Here is a 25,749-nt window from a genome sequence, read left to right as displayed (position 1 = left end):
CTTATCTCTTACCAGAAAACCTATTATATCCACCTAAAGTAATATTAAACGTGTAAGTTTTAATGGCTTGGTCATTATAAACAAATGATGCTATCAAAAGGTTCGCAAGTCCACTATCAATAAAACCACTAAGGACAGAATCAACATAATTATTGCAATAATAGTCAGCAAAAAACATTTGAGTTGTGAATTCTGGAAAATCTGGATGCTGAACCAAAAAGTTAACATGTGGAGCTCTATCGCCAGATTTACCAGGTGCTACCGTAATAAAACTATAATAGCCAAGGTTATTTACTATAAATTTTCCTGACTCAGCAAAATTCAGATCAAGTTTATCTTCCTCTATATCTTCATCATAATGACTCATGCCGTATGAATTTGCATGCCATATAGAAACCACAGCATTTTGTATTGGTAGACAGTTTATATCAGTAATTCTACCCACTATATTTATTAATTCTCCTGTTGCACTAACTGGAGAACCAGGTTTCCTTCTCAAGTTATTTGAAAAATTAAAGTTTCTCGGCTGTGGGTCAAGATTATAAATTTCTGGCGTTTTAATACAATTAATCAGAATAGGATCAGCCGCAAACAATGACAATCCAAACATACTTTGTATTAAAAGCACCAATAAAATATCTTTCACTCTCACCTCATTTATAATGTTTTTATTTAGATTATAGCGGCTTTTTTTCTTTCATTAAAGGTAGAACTTCTTTGCTACTTCGTATCACCAAGCATAACCATTAGATCTTTAGAGCTCACATTAGAGATCACATAACCTAAAGTATTTTTTACCTGTTCATCAAGTGAATCCAAACTCGAGCTTTTTTATATAAGCAGAACACTTCATTACTTAACTTTTCCTTCTTAAAAGAAATATTCTTAAGCAAAAGCTTATTGTATTTTTTTAAAAAGTCCATTAATACTAATAAGCTATATTTACCTATAATTGCACTAATGCTGAAATATAGTGAAAAGAAGAAATAAGCAAAACTGTATCTAAACACAGCAACTTTTTCTTTTTTTCTAGAGATAACTACCGTGCTTATTACATATAATAAACTAAAAAACGTGTAACAAAAGAAGATGAACAAAAAAATAAATACATCTGCTGCAATTTAGCCACTTTATTTCACAGTAGGCATTCACATTAGAACATACATAGCTGTCCCATTATACTTGTGGTTATTGTAAATTACCACCTTGTTTCAAAGCAGCATATTTAAGAACCCTGGCGAGCTTTGCATCTTGGCTTTACTTTATTTATAATGTAAACTTTACTACCTCTTCTCACAACTTTACAGTTTTTATCCCTGCTGCGATAAGATTTTAGTGAGCCTTTAACTTTCATATCTATAACAAGAACTAAAATAGCTTACCTTACATTGTGGATTCCTACAAGAAATTAGTCAATTAATAAATTCCTCGCATTTTATTAAAATGCTGTATGATTGTTGCTGACACTTCTTCAATTGACTTTTGTGTAACATCAATAATTAGCCAGTTATTTTGTTTGAAAAGTTCCTCTGCTTTTTTAATTTCCTTTTCTACTTTTTTAGGATCAGCATATATATTATTACCTTCGTTATTGATTGAAGTAAGTCTATTTTTACGTATTTCTACTAGCCTATTTACGTCTATTGTTAACCCTATTGTCAGCTTATTCTCTAATTTTGTTAAATCGACATGAAAAGGCACCTCACTAACAAAAGGAATATTTGCAACCCTATAACCTCGATAAGCTAAATATATGCTAGTAGGAGATTTTGATGTACGCGAAACTCCAACCAAAATTATGTCTGCTTTATTGATATCTTGAATATTTTGCCCATCATCATGGTTAATAGTGTAGTTTATTACTTCAATACGCTGAAAATACTCGTTATTTATCTCAGTATGTAAATCAAGTTTCTCGTCTTTTTCAATTTCAAGATATGAGGAAATTTCTCTAATAATATGTGACAGTATTGCTCTATAAGGAATTGATAATTTTATACAATAATCTTTTAAATATTTTCTTAGTTTATCATCAGTAATAGTGCATATAACGAAATGGCATTCATCATTTTTCTTATTGACTCCTTTCAAAATTTTATCGATTTGTTCTTCTTTTTTCACAAAAGACCAAACATATTCAATAGTTTCTACAGAACGAAAGTGCTTTAAAGCTGATTTTGCAACTGATATAACAGTTTCACCACTTGAATCTGATACTAAATATAGATTAAGCTTCTTTTTAAGAGCCATGATTTATATAGGTATTATACTAAATAATAGTACAGATTTAAACAACTTGCTACTAAAATTGCGTTAATTTATTAGTTTACATAAATAGAGGAAAACTATCTTGTTGATAAAGCTTAAACCAATTGATAAATTTTTAATATAATTATTATTGAAACAAGTGTTTTTATTAAAGCCTACAAATTTTTCTTATTTCTCTAAGAAAGCTCTACCTTGGCTTGAGATTATGTGTTTCACGTGTTTTTTAGTTGGAGCATTTTTAGCTTTAATCTTCTCTCCAGAGGATTATAAACAAGGAGAAATTGTGCGAATTATGTACCTTCATGTACCTTCTGCATGGCTTTCTCTTGGAATATATGGACTCGTTGCATTGCTAAGTTTTATCTCTTTAGTATGGAATAATAGCATTGCTAGTGTTTTAGCACATGCTGCTGCTCCTGCAGGAACAGTCTTTTCTGCAATATGTTTAATCACAGGTAGTATCTGGGGAAAAGGAACCTGGGGTACTTGGTGGGTATGGGATGCAAGGCTTACTTCAATGTTAATCTTATTTTTTCTATATATTGGGTACCTTTCACTATGGAGTGTTTTTGATAATGAAGAAAGAGCTGAAAAATCAGCAGCAGTATTTGCCATCTTTAGTACTATAAATATTCCTGTAGTAAAATTTTCTGTGAACTTGTGGGCTACTCTTCATCAGCCAACAAGCATTTTTAGAAGTGGTGGAATAGCAATAGAAGGTTCCTTACTGTTGCCATTAGTTGTGATGTCTATGTTTTATGCAACATTTTTTTTAGTCGTATGGATATTGTATTCACACTATTTGATTAATTTGTATAAAATAAAGAGAAAAATTAATATGCAGTACCAGATAACTTGTAAGTATATAAAAGAATATGTTGGAGGAAGTTAGATCAAACAATTTTAATTGCTTAAGGTATCTACCTAAAGCTATGGGTCTTAGTGTAAAACAGACCAGGATCTTATAGTAATTAACATAGATTTAGCATCAATGTTTTTCACATTATTTATATGGTGATTGTCACACAGAAAAAGCTTAAGAGTGTGTCGTAAAAGAGTTTAAGAGTTTGGCTTTCTGTATGGTGAGTTAGCCAATCAATTAGGTCAAAAGCATTAAACAGAAAATTGCCTGAAGCATAGCCCCTCATTATTAAAAATAAAGAATGTACTATATGGTATTTAATCTAACTAACTTTGAAGGCAGCAACGATTAACTTATCAGAATAAAGCAAGTGTTAAATTCAAATTGACTTAGGCACTTTATTAAAGTTCTTAAAACATATTATATAACGGCATATTATTTTTACAGTAAATTTATAGAGCTTATTACTTAACCAACAAGAAAAATCGTTCATTAGGTATAAGGAAACTTGCTATGATCGCTAAATGATAACTCATCTTATTATGGATAACTTAAAAAGTTGTGATATATAAGGCATGCAGCTCTCTCTGTCCCAAGTGGATTTATTATATCGAGTTTATAAACCCTAGAAGATTTCATACGTTTGTTTAATTAAAGTGCTTTGATGCTTTGAATAGAGGAATTAAAGGTAAAAATTGAACACCCTAATCCACAAATAATAGAGATATTGGATTCTTGCTTAAACAATTAATAAAAAGAGCTAATAAAAGTGCGTATAACCTTTCACTTTTTTTGTTCATAGTGACACTAAACAAATTATCGCAGGCTGCTGATTAGGATTGAGAAATACACTGTAAAATAGTAACTTTTACAACCATAGATTTTTAGATAGAGAGAGATCTCCATGAAAAACTTTGATATGAATGTGATCTTAAACGTTCAGGTTATGTTGATGGAACAGCATGTATATTTTCAGAGAGCATATTGTAATGCATAATAATATAGCACTTATAGTATTAGTAATGCTATATAGATTTTTCCATAGAGAACGGCAACCTAAACAAAATTTTCCCTCCAGTGCCCTAAATTCCACAAAAAAACTTATACCTATTCAACTTGGAACGGTAGATAGTGTAATTTTCTAACTTATGCTAAACATATACACAACAGAAGCAAACAATAAGCTTTACCTTCCTTCATAGGATACAAAAACTTAACCCTCCATGTCATCCCCTGAAGAGTTATTTTAATCATATATTTAAATGTTAATTACTTAGCCTCATCATAGCAGGTAACTTCTATGTGACTCAACTCCTACTTACCTTCTGAACAAGACTTTTAAGTTTATCTTCTGCTTGTCTAGTTTGAAAAGAATTTTTGTGCTTACCTTTTACTTTTTCAGAGAAATTTGATTAATCAAAATCATATTCAACTAAATTAATAGCATAATTAAGCACTACCCAAAGCCGCACAGTTGATTTTACCTAGCATTCTCAGAGGTTAGTAAATAGAGAAACGGCAAACTATTTATTTGATTAAAAATCAACTTCGTGCATTATCTTAATATCTCTATAATGGCATTATTTATCTTATAAGCAGAATATTCTTCTAATTTTAGGTTAATTTCTTAATTATACACTTTACATAAGCGTGATCAAACGAACCAAGTATTTACTCTACTAGCACTGGATCTTGTCTGTGTTGAGTTACCACCTAATAGTTCGTTCTCGAAAAGAACGTTATTATGAAATTCACTAGTAGTGAAGTCGAAAACCACCAAATCGACAAAAATTACAACACAAGCATCTTTTAGCATCTTCGGTTTCATTAAGATATAAAATAGCTATTTTAGTAACACTCTTCCTATACTATAACCTGCAAGATTAATTTTAAAATCTTTAATTTTTGACCCTTATTCTTCAGCATAAGATTTAAAAATATTATGAAGAAATTAGACCGCAAATCTATAAGTGAGTTATAGAAATTACAATAAATTCTTCTGTAATCAGATGAAAGTTCTGAATAGCAAAAATGCACCTATATCGATATTATATAATTAAAACTTTTTATAATAGAGTACAGAAATAAGCTATGGCTATTATGTTCCTATCTTTCACAAAAACAAAATTAGCACACTTTTCACCACTATAACAAAATGAATAATACTATTATGATCCCTCTTCAATAAACTTGGCTCTAATTTTGTATCCTATGCTAGAAGATATCGAATTGTTATTACAATAAATAATCTAGACAAGTAAAGGATGATTTGATTTAAGTTATAAGTATTTATAAATACATAACCTTCAATAATCTCAAATTCATTGCCACATTTTTCTATCTTGCATTTACCGGTATCTAATGAGATGGAGCTTGATTTGTTCAGTATTACCTGATTTTGGAGCTCGCATAACTTATACTGGTGTTTGCAATATTAAACTAATTTCATAAAAGGCTTAAAATCTATATAAAATATCTGGATTTATCTAAGTAACTTTACCTACTGACTATGAACCTATGTTATTATCAATAATTATTTTAATACTTATTAAAGTATTTTATAAGAGTTTTTCATTCTTAATCTATTATTCTATCATGAAAAGTCTCACTCCACAAGGTAGACAGCTAGATTATAATACAGATAACAAGCAAAGAATACTTAACCTCCACATTGAGTTTTGATTAACACATACGTTAGCATATTAAAAAAAGTTGCTCTTAAAGATGTTGCATTTTACTTTTGTTTCAGCTATAAGGTTGCTTTGAGTTGAATTTTCAACACTTTTATACTATTTTACATTTAGAATAATGATTTTGAAATTTTTTGGGGGCACTTTCATGAAAAAATCTACCTACACTAAAACTGCTCTAGCTTCTTTATTAGCTTTATATTCTTTCAGCAGTTTTGCTGCTGACTTTTCTAATGAAAATATGAAGGAAGTAAAAAAGCAAGAGGGTACAACAACTTCTGCAAGAATGGAAGTTATGAAAACATCAAATAAAAAACTAAAAGAGAAAATGGACCGGATATGTAATGCTGATCCAAGAAAAGAAGCTGAAGAGCTTAAGAAAAGTGAGGAACTGAAGCTAGCAGCTAAAAAAAAGAAAGAAAAGGAAAAGCTAGTAAATGAGAAAAAAGCAAAGGTTCTAAATGTTGAGAATTCCAACTTAGAAAGCTCTAAAACTAAGAAGACTAAAATCGAAGCAAAAGTTACAAAAGATAATATAAAAGTTATTAATCAACATACAGGAGAAAAAGGTAATGCAAATCCTGTAGTCTCAATCGGTGACGTTGATATTATCAATACCAACCGAGGGAAAAGTGGTTTGAAAATAACTTTCGGTGGTGCTGTTGATGCCCAAGGCTATGGCAAAACAGGACCAAGTGGTGAAGATTATAAGTGTTATAACAATATGATAAATTGTTATACTAATCCTAACAATCAGACAACAGGGTTGCATCCAATATTTGGGCAGACAGAAAATATCGGTGATTATAGCAATGATACAGGTATGATTACAGATGCAATGTTGCACTTAAAAGCAGAAAATAAAAATGAGGATTTAGGACTTCTTTATGGTGCTGACGTGCAACTCCAAGTTCCACTTACTGAAGGCAAAGGAGCTTCACAAGGTGTTAATGTGGTAAGAGGTAGAAGTGCACACTTATTTTTGAATTCAAAATATGGTGACTTGAAACTTGGTTATCAGTTTGGTCCTGAAGCTTTGATGAGGCTTGACGCAACGAGAATTGCAACCGTTGACGGAGCTGCAGATAGCAATTGGTTTAGAAAAGTAAACTTAGAAGGGATTAACAAAAATTTTCCATTTTATGTGACACCACGTCTTCACACTGAAAGTTTTTCAAGTGGAAGTGAAACTTTCTCTTTCTATATGGCAGGAAAATACCATAAAGATGTTATGACTACACTGCCGTTTAGAGTTGCTTATTACTCGCCAAGTTATATGGGTGCAAAACTCGGCATTGGCTATTCACCTCGCTATGATAGTAGTTTATTTGTTATAGAGAATAAGAAACATATCGGTCCAGATTATGAGCATATAGTAAGTGCTGGTGTATCGTATGAATATGATTTCAATAAATATAATGTAAAAATCAAAACTTCTATGACTGGTGAATATGGGCTACCGAGACAACTAAATGAAAATCAACTCTTCTATAATGAATATGTAGAATACAATAATCTGATAGGCGTTAATTTAGGTGTAAGTGCTGACTATAAAATTAATGAGGATAGGGATATAAAATTTGCTACATCTTTTGCATACTTAGGCAAATCTGACCAACCAAAGAATATCAAAAAATTAATTAATGGCAACTATCAGAAAATTGAGATTGAAAATACTATTGGTGACAATAGAGAAAAAATGGAAGAGTCAGAGACTAAATTTGAAAGAAATGATAAAAGCACCATGTATTGGACTACGGGTACTGGTTATCAGTATGAGAACTTCTACACAAGCTTGACTTACTTTGGTAGTAAAGCAGGTGATGGAAATAAGCTTCATGATATTGCACTTGGCGTTCAATATGATCTCTCCTCTACTTGCAGTAAAAGTAAGTTTGTCCCTTATGCAGTTGTTCATTATTTTATGACTGATGACAAAGGATACAAAGAGAAGCTTACCGCTGCGTCTAATCAGGGAATGCTTTTCCTTACTGGTATAAGGTTTTCCTTCTAATTGGCGAAAATACACGCCATATTTAAAATGTGGTGTGTATTTTAAATGTTCATTATAGCACTATCAAGTGTTATTAAAAAAAATTCCAGCATATCGAGCAGTAGCTTAAGATATGGATAATAATATCATGGTAAGGAATTTGAAAAAATAACACAATTTTTTTAATATTCCAAAGTTGTTCTGTATCACAAAAAACCAAACATTAGGTTAACAGCTAGTTAAATTACTGAAGATATCCAAAAGGTCATTTGCTCACAAGTAAACTGGTTTGATTTGGTAAGCATAAAAAAACAGCTGATCTTGTGTTATGCTAGTAGCTAAATTTTCTTATGTTATGCCGTTATAGCATTAATAAATAGCTAAGCAAAAGCTGTTAGTACTACTCTAGTTATTAATATTTAAAAAATTTATTAAATAGAAAAAATAGGAAGAAACTTAGAGCGTTTTTTTTTTAGCCTTCAATATACAATTCAACCGTATTTGAAATACAGCTGACCTTTAGCCCCTAACCCTAATATTAAAAGAAACTTACTAAGCAGAGAAAAAAACAAAGAAAACCCACAAGCTAATCATCTTATTCTCTATTTTAAAATTTAGCGTTAGATAATGTCTTGAGTACTTTATAAATAAGTATACTTCAGCTTATATAGATAAAAGCTTAGAACCTAAGAGAATTTATAAAAACATAAAAGCAAACATAGTATAAAAAACTAAACAGTCATACATTAAATATAAACTTTTTACCATTTTAATCTGCCAAAATTGAAAAGTTAAACGAAATAACTTTATGCCATGTGAGAAGTTTATTGACTTCATAATAATAGTTACTTTAAATTAGTGACTATTGTTGCAATTAAAGTATCAATGGCTTTTTTCTTTTATCTTTTTGCAATCCTCAGCATTCTATCTGCTATTTATGTGATCAGTGTAAGGAATCCTGTTCATGCAGTGTTATTTTTAATTTTCACCTTCGTTAACTCTACAGTTCTTTTTATCCTTCTTGGAGCTGAGTTTATTGCTATGATACTACTAATAGTATATATAGGCGCAGTTGCAGTGTTATTTCTCTTTGTAGTTATGATGCTCGATATTGACTATATAAAACTGCGTCAGGGTTTCACGAAACATTTAGTCCTTAGTACCATATTATCTGTTGTATTTTTTCTGGTTATCAGTTTTATAATTCTCAACTCAGCGTTAAATATAAACAATGGTATAAACTATAGCATGAATAATATGAAAGCTATCGGTGATTTGCTGTATACTGATTACATGTACGCCTTTCATCTTTCTGGCATTCTGCTACTCACCGCAATTGTAGGCACAATTGCTCTTGCCTCGCAAGATAAGAAAAAAGGAATTAAAAGACAAAATGTGTTAAAACAATTAACACAATCCTCATCTGTAAGATTAGTTAAGGCTAAATTTGGAAAAGGAGTGAAATGGAAATAGGATTAAATCATTTCTTGGTAGTTGCTGCTATTTTATTCACTATTGGAGTGTGTGGTATTTTTATCAACCGCAAGAGCATAATCAACATATTATTATCAATAGAAATATTATTACTAGCAATTAACATCAATCTAGTTGCTTTTTCTGCTTTTATGAATAACATAATCGGGCAAATTTTTGTCATGTTTGTATTAACTGTTGCAGCAGCTGAGTCAGGAATAGGACTTGCAATATTAGTTGTATACCATAGAAATCACGGCAACATAGATATTGAGCAGGTAAACTTAATGAAGGAATAAAAATATGACGAATATATTAAAATTAATAGTGTTTTTGCCACTTTTTACTTCATTGTTTGCAGCCCTTTTTAAAAAGGATATTTTCAGTCAGTTAATTACAACTGTAGGAGTCGGAATATCTGCAGTTTTATCTTGGCATGTTTTTCTTGCTTTCTCTGAAAATTACCACTTAAGTTTATTTCCTCTACTTTCATTAAGTGAATTAAAAGTGAATTGGGCAATTAATATGGATGCTCTTTCATCTTTAATGCTGGTTGTTGTTACCACTGTTTCTCTAGTAGTTCACCTCTACTCTATCGGTTATATGAAACACGATAAAGGAAAATCAAGGTTTTTCTCTTATTTGTCGTTATTTACATTTTGTATGATTATGTTAGTTGTAAGTGACAATTTCGTGCAGCTTTTCTTTGGTTGGGAAGGAGTTGGTTTATGCTCTTATTTGCTTATAGGGTTTTGGTTTCAAAAATACTCTGCGAATAATGCGGCACTCAAAGCATTTGTTACAAATAGAGTAGGAGACTTTGTACTATTAATTGGAGTTTTTCTAATTTATTACACATTTCATTCTTTGAGATTCACTGAAATTTTTGATACAGCTAATCTTCTTGGTACAAGGAACATTAGGGCATTCTGCTGTGAACTAAAAATAATCGATGTAATATGTGTACTGCTTTTTATTGGCTGTATGGGAAAATCTGCTCAGCTCGGCCTACATGTTTGGTTACCAGATGCAATGGAAGGGCCAACTCCTGTCTCTGCGCTTATTCATGCGGCAACAATGGTAACAGCAGGTGTATTCTTAGTAGCAAAATGTTCTCCACTGTTTGAACTATCAAAAGTAGCAAGAGAATTAATAGTTATTGTTGGTGAACTTACTGCTTTTTTTGCAGCTACCGTTGCAATCACTCAAAATGATATAAAGAAAGTAATTGCTTATTCAACCTGTAGTCAACTTGGTTATATGTTCATAGCGTGTGGCCTTTCTGCTTACAATATTGCTGTTTTTCATTTGATGACACACGCTTTTTTGAAAGCTTTGCTATTCCTTAGCGCAGGTAATGTGATTTACGCAATGCATCATGAACAGAACATTCAAAAAATGGAAAATTGCTGGAAGAAAATTCCCTATACCTACGCTTCTATGTGGATTGGCTCTCTTGCGCTTTCTGGAATATTTCCATTTGCAGGTTTTTATTCAAAGGATTTGATAATTAAGCATGCTTATGATACAGACAGCTTTGCTTTTATAATAAGTTTAGTTGTTGCATTCTTTACAGCGCTTTACTCTTGGAGAGTATTACTTCTGGTATTTCATAGCCGAAAGCAAAGTAAAATTGACATACATGAAGCACCAGTAGTTATGCTTATACCGTTATCAATACTTACTTTTGGATCGGCGTTTTCTGGAATATGGGGAGTAAATATTTTAAACATAACTAATAATGTATTTTGGAGGTCAAGCTTAGTGGTTGCTGATGAGCATGAAGTTCATGATTTCTTTATAAAACTACTACCAATTTTAATAAGCCTGAGTGGGATAGCATTTGCGTACTTGACTTATTATTATCAAACGATTAAACAAATTAAAAGTGAATTTTTACTTAAATTTCTGCAGAATAAATGGTACTTTGATGAGATATACGAACTTTTTATAGTTGTACCAACGAGGTTTATATCTGAACTTCTATACAAATTTGATGTCAAGATCATTGATTCATTCGGACCAAACGGTGTTATAAAATTAGTTAGTGAATGTTCGAAAAATTCTATAAAATTACAAACTGGCTACATATTCGATTATGCATTCATTATGTTCATTGCTTTAATAATCAGTGCTTTATATATTATTGGAATTAAATAGAAAGTGTTATTACTTAGTATATTCTCACTTCCACTAATGGGAGCATTAATTTTATCTTTAATAAAGATTAGTCATAAATCTATATACCTAAGGTTCCTTGCCTTATTTTTTGTTGCTCTTCCATTTTTGCTTAGCATTGTGGCTTGTATAAAATACAATTATACCAATGCTGGTTTTCAGTTTGTTAGCTATCCGATTAGAAATGTTGGAATAGGGGTAGATGGTATATCATTATTTTTCCTTCTACTCACAACTTTCTTGTTTGGTACCTGTATACTCTACAATTGCAAAATAAGTTATAAAACTCTAAAGCCATATATGGCATTGTTTTTACTGCTTGAAAGTTTTATAATCGGTTTTTTTATTTCACTAAATGCTATAAGTTTTTATGTATTCTTTGAGGCTGTTTTAGTACCAATGTTCTTTATTATTGGCATTTGGGGAGGGAAATACAGAATATATGCAACGTTTAAATTGTTCCTATATACACTTACCGGTTCATTATTGTTTCTGCTTGGGTTAGTATATATTTATAGCGTTTTTGAAACGTACGACATACAGAAACTGATCACGTTAATGCCAAGCCTTGATTTTAGAGTGCAATCATTGTTATGGATCGCATTTTTTATTTCTTTTGCAATAAAAGTACCAATGTTCCCATTTCATACTTGGCTTCCTGACGCGCATGTGCAATCGCCAACTTCTGGATCTGTGGTTTTAGCTGGTTTGCTTATTAAAATGGGAGGATACGGATTTTTAAGATTCTCTATTCCAATGCTTCCCCAGGCAAGTTTATATTTTTCAAATTTCGTTGTTATACTCAGCATTATTACAGGAATCTATACCTCACTAGTTGCGTTTGCTCAAGACGATATAAAAAAGTTAATAGCTTATTCTTCTATAGCGCATATGGGAATTGTTACTGCTGGTCTCTTTTCATTTTGCGAAGAGGGTATACTTGGTGCTATATTCCAGATGATTAGCCATGGTCTTATTTCTGCTGCTTTATTTTTATGCGTAGGAATGCTACATACTAGAACTGGAACACTAAAAATTGCAAAGTATTTTGGCATAGTAAACACAATGCCAAAATTTGGCTTTATGTTCATTTTATTTTCAATGGCTTCAATAGGACTACCTGGAACGTCTGGATTTATAGGTGAGTTTTTGGTTATGATTGGAATGTTTAAAAAAAATAAAGTTTTTACAGGACTTATTGCACTTAGCACTATTTTAAGCGCAGTTTATATGTTGAATTTATGCAAACGGATAATATGGGGAAGTAGCTGTTCCAAATTGTTAAATAACCGTCTAGATAGCATAGAATTTTCTATTCTAATTTTACTTGCAGTATTTATTGTTTTGCTCGGATTTTACCCAACTTTTGCACTAAATTATTTGAAGCCATGTATGGCAAGTTTATTAATCAAATATAATATTCCATGAATTACATACAGGTATTACCAGAAACTTTTTCTATTATCTCCTCACTGGTGTTGCTGCTACTTGGAATTGTGTCTAGCCGCCGCATTATTAACTTACTAGCACTTAGTTGTACAGTGGCAACTTTAATAATTTTAATTCTTTCAATAGAAAACAGTGAAGTTTTTTCCTTTAATTCGTTATTAAAACTTAATTTATATATTAGATCAGCCCAAGGGTTAATCCTTATTATAGGAATTTTAGTACTTTTGCTACTGGATTTATCAAAATACAACTACAAATATGAGTTTTCAGTACTGATTCTTTTTGCTCTATTCAGCATGATAACTTTAGTTTCAACAAATAGTTTAATTTCTTTTTATTTAGCTTTTGAGCTGATGAGTATATCTCTATATGTTCTTACAAGCTTTAATAAAAATTCAGCATATTCATCTGAAGCAGGAGCAAAATATTTTACACTTAGTGCACTATCTTCTTGTATTATGCTATATGGCATGTCACTACTTTATGGATATACAGGAAAAATCGATTTTTTTCAGTTAAGTTTATTTGTACAAAACCATCAGGTAACTTACGGAATAGTTTTTGGGTTAGTCTTTATTCTCATTGGTTTGTGTTTCAAACTTGCCATTGTTCCTTTTCATATGTGGGCTCCAGATGTATATCAAGGTGCACCCACTATAGTAACTATGTTTTTTTCTACCGCTCCAAAGGCTGCACTTATAACATTTTTAATTCGATTAATGAATGAAGAGTTGGCAAATGTAAAAAATTATGTTCAACCTATTCTCTTATGCTTTTCAACATTATCTGTGCTTATCTCCACTTTCGGGGCTTTGCGCCAAAAAAACCTAAAAAGGCTGCTTGCTTACAGTTCAATTGGTCATGTTGGTTTCATGATTGTTTCACTTTCTACCTTTACACGGACAGGAATAGATAGTTCCTTGATGTATTTAATGATATATATCATTACAAGTATAGGGTTATTCTCGTGTTTTATACAAATTGACGACGACAATTGCAATGTTGCTAATTTAGCTGGTGTTGGAAAAAAACACCCAATTTTGGCTTTTCATCTTTCTGTACTATTACTTTCAATGGCGGGAATACCACCACTTGCAGGTTTTTTAGCTAAACTTTCTATATTTAGAAGTTTAATAAGCTCAGGTTTTATCAGTTTGTCTTTGATCCTTGTAGTAGCAAGTATTATATCATGTTACTATTACCTAAATATTATAAAAGCTATGTATTTTGATAAAGCTAGTAACAGTAAGATTACTTATCCTAAGGGTCTATTAATCATCACTTCAGCTTCTTCCTTGATCAATATTGTTCTTTTTATGTACATAGAAAATTTATACTCGTTAATTCATTTAGTAACTAAAGGATTATGAAGTGTTCCCTAAAACATTTGAAGGTTTTCATATTTATCATTATAAAGAAGTCTCTAGTACCAATGGAAAAGCATTGGACTTAATTGATAAAGGGATATCAAACGAATCTGTTATTATTGCCGATAAGCAAACAGATGGTAGAGGACGCACTGGAAAAAGCTGGATTTCTCCAAAGGGTAATTTTTATGTAAGTTTAATCATAGATTTTTTATATAATCACACTAGTATCATTCCAATAATGAATTACAACATTACACGTTGGAATAACAGAGAAAGTTTAAGTAAATTGACAGAATTGACTTTTGTTACTGCTCTTGCTGTCGGCAACACGTTATCGTCATCTATAGATGACGGTAACATTCAATATAAATGGCCAAATGACATTTTGGTAGATGGTAGAAAAATAAGCGGGATATTGCTTGAAAAAAAATCCAATTCAAATTGGCTAGTTATAGGAATTGGAATTAACATTAATCATGCACCGTTTTCATGGACAACATGCATTAGCAGTTACGGTGAGTCTTCATCTAACATAGATCTATTAAAAGAATTGATAATAAATTTTAATGAGTTAAGAAAGCAGTGGATATTTGACGGGTTTTGTGCTATAAGAAACATGTGGTTAAAAAAAGCATTCAAAATGAACAAGCAAATCAGCGTAAAATTAGCTGGCAAGTTGTATGAGGGAATTTTTATTGGTATAGATAAAAACGGTAAGTTGGCACTACAACAAAAAGATGGAGGTTTACTTTATTTCGACGCAGGTAAATTGTTTATTGGTAATACACTATGAATACGTATGTAATTTTTGCTTACCTTATTAGTTTTGTATTGATTGCTGGGGAGTTAATTTTTACTATTTCTTGCTATATTAAGAGTAAAGAAACTTTGGAGGGCCTTAAAAATAATAATGAAGAGAAAACATAAGCGATTACTTATAGCTTCAGGAATCTCCTTCTTTTTAAACTGCGTAGTTTTTCTTATCTTAATAGCACTCAAAGAAAATATCTCATTTTTTTATACAGTAAGTGAAGCGATAGTTTTACCAAACAATCAAAAGTTAATTCGTATCGGTGGAATGGTTGTTGAGAATAGTGTAATACACAACGAGAATGAAGTAATCTTCCAAGTGACAGATTTTAATAAAAGTGTTTTAATAAAATATCAAGGGGTACTTCCACCAATGTTTTCAGAAAAAAGTGGTGTTGTTGTACAAGGTAAAATGTTCGACAATGGAACCTTTTTAGCAGACACAGTATTTGCAAAGCATGATGAGAATTATATGCCTCGAAAGTAAGCAATAAAAATAGAGATTTTTCATTTTGTACACACATAGCAAATAAGTTTCTTTATATATATCCACTTTTAGTGTTTTTTATTTCTTGAACAGTCCCGTAAAAATTGATATTTCCCTCATATAGTTTTATAGGATATCTTTAAATATACTTGTAAATACCATGTGCAGTTGCAATAATAGGAATCAGAATTTTCTGATAGTTCTATCACTATCTCATTTTCTATATCTAATATGAAATTGGTCCATTCTAAAAAACATCATTCAATTTCTCAATTAATAATTGCTTTACCTCTTTTTTGCCAATACTAAAGTAACTTTTATAGTTAAAAAATATTACTTTTCTAAACTGTAAAGCAGTTAAGTAAAGTGAAACCTTGAAAGATACTCTAAGTTTATTTTAGTCTTTACTATTTATTTCAATAAATAATGAATCTGACATCAGCAAGCTAATGGTTATTTTTATTAATACAGATTTGTTACTTCCTGAGCTACCAAGTATAACCAGTAATTCCTATTTTAACATATTGAGATTTAGATCTTTTAGTAAAGATAAGCTTAAGTTTGATATTATAAGGCTATGCATGTATCAAAGTAATTAAGCAGTTTGCTGCTAAAATAATCAAATACGATATGGACGATAAAATAAAACAGTTAATGTTATAGCAAATAACTTACTTTCCATCATTTGTATACCTCCTCTATAAGAGGAGCCGTAATAGCAACTTAAAACAGAAATTATAGCAGCAAAAGCAATTTCCTCTACTAGATACTACCCCCGGTAATAAAATCTTACATATTAAAGAATTGGGCCTACACATTTTACTTATATATTATATTCTTGTGGCTAAATTTGAAAACTGCAGTGATATCTTCTAAGTATTCCTATTAAATCTGCATTGTTATAAGTATATGAAATACTATAACTGATATTAAAATTCTCAGTACGGTTAAATATTTGAAGAAGTTAATACTTAAAGTTATAAGTACATCCATTTATTCAGTAATATACCATCGTACCAGTTTCTGCTATAATTGATAGTACAGCCTTTCCAGCATTATTAGATTAATTAAAACTGGACTAATTAATGAACAGCTCAGAATTTTTTTGCACAAAGCTATTACTACTCCCATAAAAATTCCTGTGAGTCCAAGAAGAATCGGTAAAGAGAAAAAGCCTGCTTCTATGATCTACTTTGTTGCTATGTTACCTTAATATATGGCAGTGATACAAAGACTGAAAAATATAAATACCACACACTACCAAGCATTAATAGAAAGTCAGTAAGGTACCTACAAATCATTCTAACACCATATTTATATTGGAAAAATCACTTCCGCACTTACCTTAGCATAAAATTAGTTTTACTAAAATTTTCATTAATTTTATTATATAGTAAAGTATCTTCTAAATTCAATATATTTTAACTGAAATGTTTCAGTTTAAAACTTACAGGAATTAATTACATGGTAAACCTTACTTATTTTACTATCACTGTTTACTTCCTGTAAAAAATATGTTACTAATAGATTAAATTTTTATAGTAGAATGGAGAAAAGTTTTGGCAGTACCAAAGAAAAAAAAGTCAAAATCAAGGCGTAATATGCATCGTTCTCACCATGCCATTAAGCTTAAGAATATTGCGGTATGCACAACAACTGGGGAATTTATGTTACCTCACAATATAGCAATTGATGGCAGTTATAAAGGAAAACGTGTTTTCATCAAACAACAGAAAGAATAGCTATCATGTATCATGATATGTTACCTACTGTTAACCATAACATAGTTGTCGCACTTGACGCTATGGGAGGTGATTTTGCACCTCTCTCAGTAATTCAAGGTGCTAGTTTTTTTTTGGATAACCTTATTGACCCAGGAATTAAAATTTTTTTTCGTATTTATGGAGACCAAAAAGAAGTATCTCCTTTACTTTTAAAATATAAGAAGGTAAGTAATAATTCTGAGTTGATCCATTGTTCTGACAGTGTTCTTGCAAATGATAAACCATCCTTTGCACTGAGGCATCGTAAAGATTCGAGCATGAAAGCAGCCATTGAAGCAGTAAGAAAAGGTAAGGCTTCTGGAGCAGTATCTTCAGGCAACACTGGAGCATTAATGGCTATTTCTAGGTTTATTCTAGGAATACTGCCAAATATCTATCGTCCTGCTATTGTGACTGTCTGTCCAACTAAGGCAAAAAGCTTTGTATTACTTGATCTTGGTGCAAATGTTGATTGTAATGCTGACTCATTATTTCAATTTGCGTTGATGGGGAGTACATTCGCAAAAATAGCATTAAAAGTTGACAATCCTGAAGTTGCTTTATTAAATATTGGTACAGAAGAAATTAAAGGTACTGACTCAATAAGAGGAGCTTTTGAATTGCTCAAAAATACCTCAAATATTAATTTTAGGGGATATATAGAGGCAAGTGAATTTTTAGATGGCAGTATTGATGTGATTGTCGCTGATGGTTTTGTTGGCAATGTAATGCTTAAAACAGCTGAGGCAACCGCTAGTGCTTTTATTAATTTAATAAAGCAAGAAATATTCAACTCGTGGACAACAAAAGTGCTTATTGGTGTATTATTGAAATCCAAACTTAGTAAGGTATTAACGCGTTTTAATCCCAAAGTTAGAAGTGGAGCTATGTTTTTAGGGCTCAATGGCGTAGTCATCAAGAGCCATGGAAATTCCGATGCTGTTTCTTTTGCCCACGCTATAAAATTTGCAGTAAGTGCTATTAGTGAAAACTTAAACCAAAAGATAGTTAGTGAGGTAGGTCATATTGAATAAAAGTTTCATATTAAGCACTGGATCTTACTTACCAAAAAAAATATTGAGTAACAATGATGTTGCATCGATAGTTGAAACAAGTGATGAATGGATTAGACAGAGAACAGGAATAACTCAAAGACATATAGCAGATAAAGAAGAATTAACATCAGATTTAGCTGTTAATGCAGCAAGAAATGCTATAGAAAAAGCTAAAATTTTAGTAAATGAAATTAATTTAATCATAGTAGCAACAACAACACCTGACAAAACTCTTCCTAGCTGTGCAACTATTGTGCAAAGCAGACTAAAATGTAGGAATGCGTTTGCTTTTGATGTACAAGCCGCATGCTCTGGTTTTATATATGCAATTACAGTCGCTGACTCGCTTATTAAAGCCAATAATAGCATTAAATATGCACTAGTTATAGGTGCTGAAATAATGTCTAGAATTGTTGATTGGAAAGATAGATCAACTTGTGTACTATTTGGTGATGGCGCCGGCGCAATAATAATAAAATCAGTGCATTGTAGTGAAGCAGTAAAGAAATCCATAAATGGTGGCATAGTATCAACTAACCTATACTCTGATGGCAATATAGATATATTGTGCACGAATGGAGGAGTATCCTCAACCGGCAATCCTGGAAAAATATGCATGAAAGGAAGAGAAATATTCAAACATGCAGTAGATAAATTAACAGCTTCAGTAAAGAAAGCACTGAAATTCAATAATTTAGAGATTACTGATATTGATTGGTTAACTCCTCATCAAGCAAACATTCGTATTGTTGAAGCAGTAGTGAAGAAGTTAGATTTGCCTATAGAAAAAGTGATTAATACGGTTGATCAACACGCAAACACCTCAGCAGCATCAATTCCACTAGCACTTGATCATGCAATACAAAAATCGAAAATAAAACCAGGGAGCCTTGGACTACTAATTGCAATAGGTGCAGGTCTGACCTGGGGTTCTGTTTTACTACGCTACTGACAACTCTAACTCTACTATTTATTGCTTTCAATTCTTTCTATCAGCTTTCTAACTAAGCCTCTCAGTTTTCTACTGGATTCATCAAGCTCTTGAATCTGCGAACTATCTTTTTTCATGAGTCCCTTGTAGTTGCTTTTTATGTAATCAATCATTTCCTTCATCTGAGCAAGCACCTTAGTAATATCCATACTACTCAAATTAGATACTATATTATTAGGCATAGATCCATCTAACATACTACTAGCCATAAGCTGCTGAGACATTTGCATAAATGGTTTTAAGGTTTGATTAAGTAACTCAGGATCCTTAGCTAATTTTTCTATTTGTTCTTTACAAGTATCCATGTACTGTTTCATAAACTCATCTTCCTGAACTTTATCTATCATAATTACACCTACCTGGAAATACGTACTTTTTATTATATATTGTTTTTAATTTAAAAACAATATATAATACCTCTTTTACACCTGTATTAATACTCATTTAAAGAGTAAAAAGCTTTCCCTTTATTTATAAAGGGGCACATGTTTTCTCTAACCATTCCTTATTGTTGATATCGTTTTCTAAGTTTTCATAAGCAAACTGATGATAGCTATTTATCCAATTAATTTCATTTTTAGTAAGCATGTGTATATTTATTAGCTTTCTATCGTATGGAACAGAAGTAAGTTGCTTAAAGTTTAAGAAGCCATTTTCTTGTCTGTCAATATACATCAGATTCTCAATCCTTATTCCGTATTTTCCTGGAATATAATAACCAGGTTCATTGGAAAGTATCATTCCTGGCATAAGTTTTACCTTATTCCCTTTTGATATTGCTTGTGGTCCTTCATGGACTGACAAATAATTTCCTACTCCATGTCCTGTACTATGCATGTAATCTATTCCAAATTTCCATAAATGAGTGCGTGCCAATATATCTAGCTCCCCACCAGTAGTATTAGAAGGAAAGACTACACTTGCTATAGCAATATGAGCTTTCAATACTATTGTATAATGAGTTATTTGTTCGTTAGTTGGCCTTCCAATTGCTACAGTTCTTGTAATATCAGTTGTACCATTAAGGTATTGGCCACCAGAATCAATCAAGTACAATCCATCTTTCTGAATTATTTTATTCGTCTTACTGCTTGAACGGTAATGAATTACTGCTCCATTCTCATTAAATGCGGAAATTGTTGGAAAGCTTAATTGCTTAAATAAATCCTGTTCTTTTCTATATTCTAAGAGTTTCTCTTCAGCACTAAGTTCGGTGATCACACTAGATCCACCATATAATGGTTGTTCAAGCAAAAAATCAGGATCCTTTTTTATGTTATTCCAGCGCATGATGCTGGAATCTGCGTTTTTTTTCTGAGTCTCAGTATCAGTTACCTGGATAATATTTGAATTTATAAGAGGCTTATTAATACTACTTTCAAGCCAATATAGAAAATTTGTTACTGCTACTCCATCCCGAATATGCGCATTTATAGCTCCAGCTATTTCAGTTTGATTTTTCACTGCTTTGTAAATTAAACAAGGATCATCTCTTTCAACTACCAGCTTACTTTGTATTATAGCCATAATACTCATTGGAGTTATGCTTGGATCTATCATTACCGAATTTAGTTTGCACAGTGAACTCTCTAGCTTGCTAATATCAAAAACACTTATATGGTTATCTAAATTTGCCTGTATAGTTGAATATTCTTTGTCTTGAACAAATAAATCAACATTACCATTTTTATATAGTATAACACGGCCTAATACACATGGAGTATACTTAGCATTTTCATTTCTTAGATTTAATAACCATGAAATTGAATTTGGATCAGTTAGGAGAACCGCTTCAATTTCTTTATTTATACTTTTAGTCACTTTTTCACATTTACTCTTACTACTTTCACCTGAGTACTCAACTGCATACGAAACTATAGTTTGTTCTTTATGATTACTTTCTTTTTTAATTGAATAGGATACTGATACTAATCTACAAATATTTTCGTATCTCCTTATCTCTTTTACAGTAAAATGCTGCGAGTAATAACCTAATGAAGTGGTCAATGTTAAATTTGCTTTCACCCATTCACACGGATTCTCTTCTTGCATATTATATACTTGAAAAGTATCTCGATCGAGCTGGTTATGGGCTTGTATGATATAACGTCCATCTGTAAAAAACGGGCACTTGTTGTCTTTTGTAACAATGAGCAGTCCATTTGTCCCTGTAAAACCACATAATTTGATCAAGTCATCTGAATGTTCATTTAAATATTCATCTTTAGTGTGCAGCATAAATACATCTACATTTACTTTACGCATAAAAGAACGAAATTCCTCAATTTTTAACATAGAATACCTTACACAGAATTAGTAGCAGCTATTTTCATTTTCTTATTTCTCAAATACACCAATATGCTAACTATTGCTGCTGGAGTAATGCCTTGTATTTGCTTTGCAATGCCAATTGTTGCTGGTTTTATTGCCTGCAATTTTTCTATTACTTCGCTTGATAGACCTTGAACTTGTGAATAATCGAAGCTAATTGGAATTTGAGTATTAGTTTCCTCTCGTAAAAACTTCATATCTGCTTCTTGTCTTATCAAATAAGGTTTGTACTTTGCTTCAATTGTAACTGCCTCACGTATCTCATTCTCATTTACATCATTTATTATGGTATCATTCCAGTGCATAACACTACCCAATTCCAACCATATCTCTTGTAATTTATTCCAGTTGATATTGGGGTAGCTAAGTAGATCTAGTGCTGTTTTTCTCATTCCATCATAAGATGTTTTTATACCATAAAACCTAAGTTGCTCAGGAGTAATTGTTAAGCTCTCTAAATTTTTCTTAAGTTGCTTAATAGACTTAAGTTTACTTTGTAAAACAGAGTATCTCTCATGCGATACAAGGGAAATATCATAACCCTTTTGTGTTAATCTTCTGTCTGCATTGTCTGATCTGATCGCTAGTCTATATTCTGCACGTGAGGTGAATAACCTATAAGGTTCTATTACACCTTTAGTAACTAAATCATCTATCATTACACCGATATACGAGTCTGTGCGATGAAGAACAAATCCTCCTTTCTTTCCAGCTGCAGAAAGTGCTGCATTAGTTCCAGCAACAATTCCCTGTCCTGCTGCTTCTTCATATCCAGTAGTTCCATTAATTTGACCGGCAAAATATAGCCCTTTAATTTTTTTAGTTTCTAGAGTATGAAACAACTCTCGTGGATCAATATAATTATACTCAATTGCATATCCAGGTTTTAATATCTCTGCATTTTCAAGTCCTTTGATACTCCTTATCATTTTGTACTGTACTTCAATAGGCAATGAATTTGAAATTCCATTCGGATATATAGTATTATCGTCAAGTCCTTCCGGTTCTAGAAATATTTGGTGACTATTTTTTTCTGCAAACTTTTTAACTTTAGCTTCAATCGATGGGCAATATCTTGGTGCAACAATGTCATTCAAGTATGAAGAAGCTGATCTGTGCAGATTCTCTCGAATTATTCTGTGTGTATTTTCATTAGTATAAGTAATAAAACATGAAACTTGAGGGTGGGTAGTTCTTTCTGTAAGATAAGAAAACGGCGTAGGTGGATTATCACCTACTTGTTCTTGCAATATTGAGCAGTTTATAGTATTACGATCAAGTCTTGGTGGAGTTCCGGTACGTAATCTACCTAATCCAAAATTATATTTTTTTAATGTATTTGCAAGTTCTATTGAAGACTTATCCCCCATTCTTCCTGAAGGAATTGTCTGTTCACCTATATGAATCACACCTTGCAGAAAAGTTCCTGTAGTCAAAACAACTCTACTTGTCAATATACGCTCGCCTAAGCTTGTTACAACGGCCTTAATGTACGACTCTCCATTGCTATCATTTTCAATAAGAAAATCGTCAACCGACTCTTCTTTTACTGTCAAATTGTTGTAATTTAGAATAATTTCCTGTATTGCTCTCTTGTATAGTTTTCGATCTGCCTGTGCACGTGGTCCCCACACTGCTGCACCTCTGCTACCGTTTAAAATAACTGAGTGTATGCTTGCTTGATCGATTGCTCTTCCCATTATTCCATCAAGAGCATCAATCTCTCTAACTACAACACCTTTTGCAATTCCTCCAATCGCTGGATTGCAGGACATTTCTCCTATAGTTGAAATTTTATGGGTTATGAGTAGTGTATTTGCACCAAGGCGAACTGCAGCCGCAGCTGCTTCACACCCAGCATGACCACCACCTACTACCACTACGTCATACGTATACATACTTTCTTAAGTAATTTTACTCTGCTAATATTCTAGTCATCAGCAATGAATGTCAAATTTTATAATAATTCAGTATCTAAGTAACTAACAGACATCCATACTTTTTCAATCATAGAAATAAGACTGAAGACCATTTAACAAATTCTACCAACTTCTTTATTATGATAATAAAGGTATTTAATTATCTTCAATCTGTGCAAATTGAACAACGAAAGCGTTCAAGAAAGTATAAAACATCAGCTCATAAAACCAGAAGAATAACTAGCTATTATGGGATTCCTTTCATCTTCATTCTCCATTTAATAAATCTTTAATATTAAAAGCTAAAAATTTTAGAAAGATATTTAAATTAGCTAAATTGCGACTATTAAACGTTTAAAAATATAAAAAATGCTAACACTTTCAAATAGATATTAACTAATATTTTTTTATTTTTTCCAATTTAGTAGATTTCTTAGCTATAAATAGCTGAAAGTTAGTTGCAAAAAATATAGTTGCTCGCACAATTGTGGTATAGCCATGATTTCAAAATTCTCTCAGCCTACTTGCATGGTTATTGGTTTATTAAAATTCAGCCAGCTGTTTATAGTTATTAGCAGTTTAGAAAACAGATCTATGCTAGAAATTATATTTGCAAAAAAAAATAGCTTGATTATGTATGCTAACATCTAGCATGTTTAATTTATTATTAAACTCAATTAAAAAGAGGTCTATTAAAGGTTATTATAAATAAAAACATATATAGAAGCGGAGAAACACAGTATACATAACAAAAATTAGTATTGAAGGTATAGTTGCACTTGCATCTTTAGCGGTAGCAATAATAACAACCAGTATTGATTGCTAAGAAAGTAATCGTTATACCCAAATCTTTCGCTTTGCATAAGCTTCAGTGCTATCAATACAAAATAGTCATCTGCCATTAGAAAGAGGTCATTTCGTATGAGGTGTCAAAAATTCTTCTGTGTTCATGTATGGCAAATCTATCTGTCATACCAGAGATATAGTCACATATTACTACTGAACGCTCAAATTCATAAGCGAGCCTACCCCACTCTATAGGCAATAGTTCCGGATTATCATAAAAACATTGAAAAAGCTCTTGTACTATACGTTTTGCTTTATTCATCGTTCTATTAAGTTTATAGCTTTTATATATTTTTTCTATATTAAATTTTTTTATTTCTTCTATAGCGTTTGCAACTTCTGGTGAGAATATAACTAACATCTTATTTAAACTTCTCGCGTCTTCTACACTTTCTATTTTACAATCCTTAATGTTTTTTTTAGTCCAAAAAACAACGTCACTTATCATAATTCCTATAGCTTTACTGAGTGACTCATGTATCAACTTATTTTGAGATAACTCTGAATATTTACTTTTTATATCTTTAAATATTTTCCCAATTAAAGGAATATCAAGCAGATCTCCTACGGTTACCAAATTTCCTCTCAATGCATCATCAAGGTCATGAACACTGTATGCGATGTCATCGGCAATTGAGGCAACTTGTGCTTCGATACTTGAAAATTTTTCGAGTTTTAAATCATATTTTTCATTATATTCTAACAATAGTTGATTATTTGTACGAAATACTGCATTCTGACCAAGCAGAGGACCATTATGTTTTGCAACTCCTTCAATTACTTCCCAGCTTAGGTTCATACCATCAAAGTCAGCATGTTTTTTTTCAAGATGAGTCAAAATCCTTATAGCTTGAACATTATGGTCAAATTCATATTTTTCATTATCAAGATTCAAATTTTGAACTGATTTTTTTAGAGCATTTTCACCTGTGTGAGCAAATGGGGGATGACCAAGATCATGTGCAAGTGCTATGCATTCAGTAATATCTTCGTCTAAACCGAGCCTACGTGCAATAGATCTTGCAACTTGTGCAACTTCAAGGCTATGAGTAAGTCGTGTGCGATAATAATCGTTTCCATAATTAATAAAAACTTGTGTTTTGTAACCTAATTTCCTAAGTGCATTAGAGTGTATAATACGATCCCTATCACGCTGAAAGCAACTGCGATTTTCATCTTCCAATTCTTTGAAATACCTTCCCCTTGTCTTGTGTGGAAGACATGCATAACTTAACAGAAAATTATTGTTTGACATGTAAAATTT

Annotated in this window: 21 protein-coding genes; 13 read left to right on the top strand and 8 right to left on the bottom strand. The window is 31.7% G+C overall.

What is annotated here, in order from left to right; genetic code table 11:
- Position 1: 1 nt before the first annotated feature.
- The 3 genes from WOO_RS02740 to WOO_RS02730 all read right to left on the bottom strand — a co-directional run bounded on the left by WOO_RS02740 (position 2) and on the right by WOO_RS02730 (position 2,250).
- Positions 2-652 carry a protocatechuate 3,4-dioxygenase gene (locus WOO_RS02740; protein ID WP_044135425.1) on the bottom strand — a complete coding sequence of 217 codons (651 nt, stop codon included), beginning with the start codon at positions 650-652 and terminating at the stop codon, positions 2-4.
- Positions 653-1,225: 573 nt separating this feature from the next.
- The gene (locus WOO_RS02735; RefSeq protein ID WP_025264104.1) at positions 1,226-1,354 is read right to left on the bottom strand and encodes a ribosomal protein bL36; all 129 of its coding nucleotides are present in this window, start codon (positions 1,352-1,354) and stop codon (positions 1,226-1,228) included.
- A gap of 62 nt (positions 1,355-1,416) precedes the next feature.
- Positions 1,417-2,250, bottom strand: a complete 834-nt coding sequence (locus WOO_RS02730; protein WP_014869151.1) for a pyruvate, water dikinase regulatory protein — start codon at positions 2,248-2,250, stop codon at positions 1,417-1,419.
- Positions 2,251-2,407: 157 nt separating this feature from the next.
- Between WOO_RS02730 and ccmC the strand changes: the two genes are divergently transcribed.
- Positions 2,408-3,160 carry a heme ABC transporter permease CcmC gene (gene ccmC, locus WOO_RS02725; protein ID WP_014869150.1) on the top strand — a complete coding sequence of 251 codons (753 nt, stop codon included), beginning with the start codon at positions 2,408-2,410 and terminating at the stop codon, positions 3,158-3,160.
- A 1,624-nt stretch (positions 3,161-4,784) separates the two neighbouring features.
- On the opposite strand, the gene WOO_RS04030 is transcribed toward ccmC, so the two are convergent.
- Positions 4,785-4,946: a hypothetical protein gene (locus WOO_RS04030; protein ID WP_158309954.1), complete on the bottom strand. Its 162-nt coding sequence runs from the start codon at positions 4,944-4,946 to the stop codon at positions 4,785-4,787.
- A gap of 1,022 nt (positions 4,947-5,968) precedes the next feature.
- On the opposite strand from WOO_RS04030, the gene WOO_RS02720 reads away from it, so the two are divergent.
- The 12 genes from WOO_RS02720 to WOO_RS02670 all read left to right on the top strand — a co-directional run bounded on the left by WOO_RS02720 (position 5,969) and on the right by WOO_RS02670 (position 19,350).
- Positions 5,969-7,834, top strand: coding sequence for a WD0745 family porin (locus tag WOO_RS02720; RefSeq protein ID WP_044135504.1), 1,866 nt, complete (start codon positions 5,969-5,971; stop codon positions 7,832-7,834).
- Between the two features lie 864 nt (positions 7,835-8,698).
- On the top strand, positions 8,699-9,286 hold the full coding sequence (locus WOO_RS02715) for an NADH-quinone oxidoreductase subunit J (protein WP_025264101.1): 588 nt from the start codon (positions 8,699-8,701) through the stop codon (positions 9,284-9,286).
- Positions 9,277-9,585: an NADH-quinone oxidoreductase subunit NuoK gene (nuoK, locus tag WOO_RS02710; RefSeq protein WP_014869147.1), complete on the top strand. Its 309-nt coding sequence runs from the start codon at positions 9,277-9,279 to the stop codon at positions 9,583-9,585. The genes WOO_RS02715 and nuoK overlap by 10 nt, the downstream gene beginning before the upstream one ends.
- Positions 9,586-9,589: 4 nt before the next feature.
- A complete protein-coding gene (nuoL, locus tag WOO_RS02705) occupies positions 9,590-11,446 on the top strand; it encodes an NADH-quinone oxidoreductase subunit L (protein ID WP_014869146.1) in 1,857 nt (618 codons plus the stop codon).
- Between the two features lie 3 nt (positions 11,447-11,449).
- Entirely contained in the window at positions 11,450-12,892 is a 1,443-nt protein-coding gene (locus tag WOO_RS02700; protein WP_044135423.1) for a complex I subunit 4 family protein, read from the top strand.
- Positions 12,889-14,283, top strand: a complete 1,395-nt coding sequence (locus WOO_RS02695) for an NADH-quinone oxidoreductase subunit N (RefSeq protein WP_014869144.1) — start codon at positions 12,889-12,891, stop codon at positions 14,281-14,283. The genes WOO_RS02700 and WOO_RS02695 overlap by 4 nt, the downstream gene beginning before the upstream one ends.
- Position 14,284: 1 nt before the next feature.
- On the top strand, positions 14,285-15,076 hold the full coding sequence (locus tag WOO_RS02690) for a biotin--[acetyl-CoA-carboxylase] ligase (RefSeq protein WP_014869143.1): 792 nt from the start codon (positions 14,285-14,287) through the stop codon (positions 15,074-15,076).
- Entirely contained in the window at positions 15,073-15,210 is a 138-nt protein-coding gene (locus tag WOO_RS04350; RefSeq protein WP_014869142.1) for a CcmD-like small membrane protein, read from the top strand. Before WOO_RS02690 ends, WOO_RS04350 begins: the two co-directional genes overlap by 4 nt.
- Positions 15,194-15,580 carry a cytochrome c maturation protein CcmE gene (gene ccmE, locus WOO_RS02685; protein ID WP_014869141.1) on the top strand — a complete coding sequence of 129 codons (387 nt, stop codon included), beginning with the start codon at positions 15,194-15,196 and terminating at the stop codon, positions 15,578-15,580. Before WOO_RS04350 ends, ccmE begins: the two co-directional genes overlap by 17 nt.
- 1,559 nt (positions 15,581-17,139) lie before the next feature.
- A complete protein-coding gene (gene rpmF / locus WOO_RS02680; RefSeq protein ID WP_025264095.1) occupies positions 17,140-17,322 on the top strand; it encodes a 50S ribosomal protein L32 in 183 nt (60 codons plus the stop codon).
- A gap of 17 nt (positions 17,323-17,339) precedes the next feature.
- Positions 17,340-18,377: a phosphate acyltransferase PlsX gene (plsX, locus tag WOO_RS02675; protein ID WP_044135502.1), complete on the top strand. Its 1,038-nt coding sequence runs from the start codon at positions 17,340-17,342 to the stop codon at positions 18,375-18,377.
- The gene (locus WOO_RS02670; RefSeq protein WP_014869139.1) at positions 18,370-19,350 is read left to right on the top strand and encodes a beta-ketoacyl-ACP synthase III; all 981 of its coding nucleotides are present in this window, start codon (positions 18,370-18,372) and stop codon (positions 19,348-19,350) included. The genes plsX and WOO_RS02670 overlap by 8 nt, the downstream gene beginning before the upstream one ends.
- Before the next feature lie 14 nt (positions 19,351-19,364).
- On the opposite strand, the gene WOO_RS02665 is transcribed toward WOO_RS02670, so the two are convergent.
- The 4 genes from WOO_RS02665 to WOO_RS02650 form a co-directional block, all read right to left on the bottom strand.
- Positions 19,365-19,736 (bottom strand): hypothetical protein, encoded by a 372-nt coding sequence (locus tag WOO_RS02665; protein WP_014869138.1) that lies wholly within the window; start codon positions 19,734-19,736, stop codon positions 19,365-19,367.
- Positions 19,737-19,860: 124 nt separating this feature from the next.
- Complete coding sequence (locus WOO_RS02660; protein ID WP_014869137.1) at positions 19,861-21,684, bottom strand: aminopeptidase P family protein; 1,824 nt, start codon at positions 21,682-21,684, stop codon at positions 19,861-19,863.
- A gap of 8 nt (positions 21,685-21,692) precedes the next feature.
- Positions 21,693-23,618, bottom strand: coding sequence for a tRNA uridine-5-carboxymethylaminomethyl(34) synthesis enzyme MnmG (mnmG, locus tag WOO_RS02655; RefSeq protein ID WP_014869136.1), 1,926 nt, complete (start codon positions 23,616-23,618; stop codon positions 21,693-21,695).
- Positions 23,619-24,540: 922 nt separating this feature from the next.
- Entirely contained in the window at positions 24,541-25,740 is a 1,200-nt protein-coding gene (locus tag WOO_RS02650) for a deoxyguanosinetriphosphate triphosphohydrolase (protein WP_014869135.1), read from the bottom strand.
- Between the last annotated feature and the right edge of the window lie 9 nt (positions 25,741-25,749).

Source organism: Wolbachia endosymbiont of Onchocerca ochengi, assembly GCF_000306885.1.
Taxonomy (GTDB): domain Bacteria; phylum Pseudomonadota; class Alphaproteobacteria; order Rickettsiales; family Anaplasmataceae; genus Wolbachia.
The sequence above is the reverse complement of the archived record's forward strand: the minus strand, read 5'-3'. Positions and strand labels throughout refer to the sequence as shown.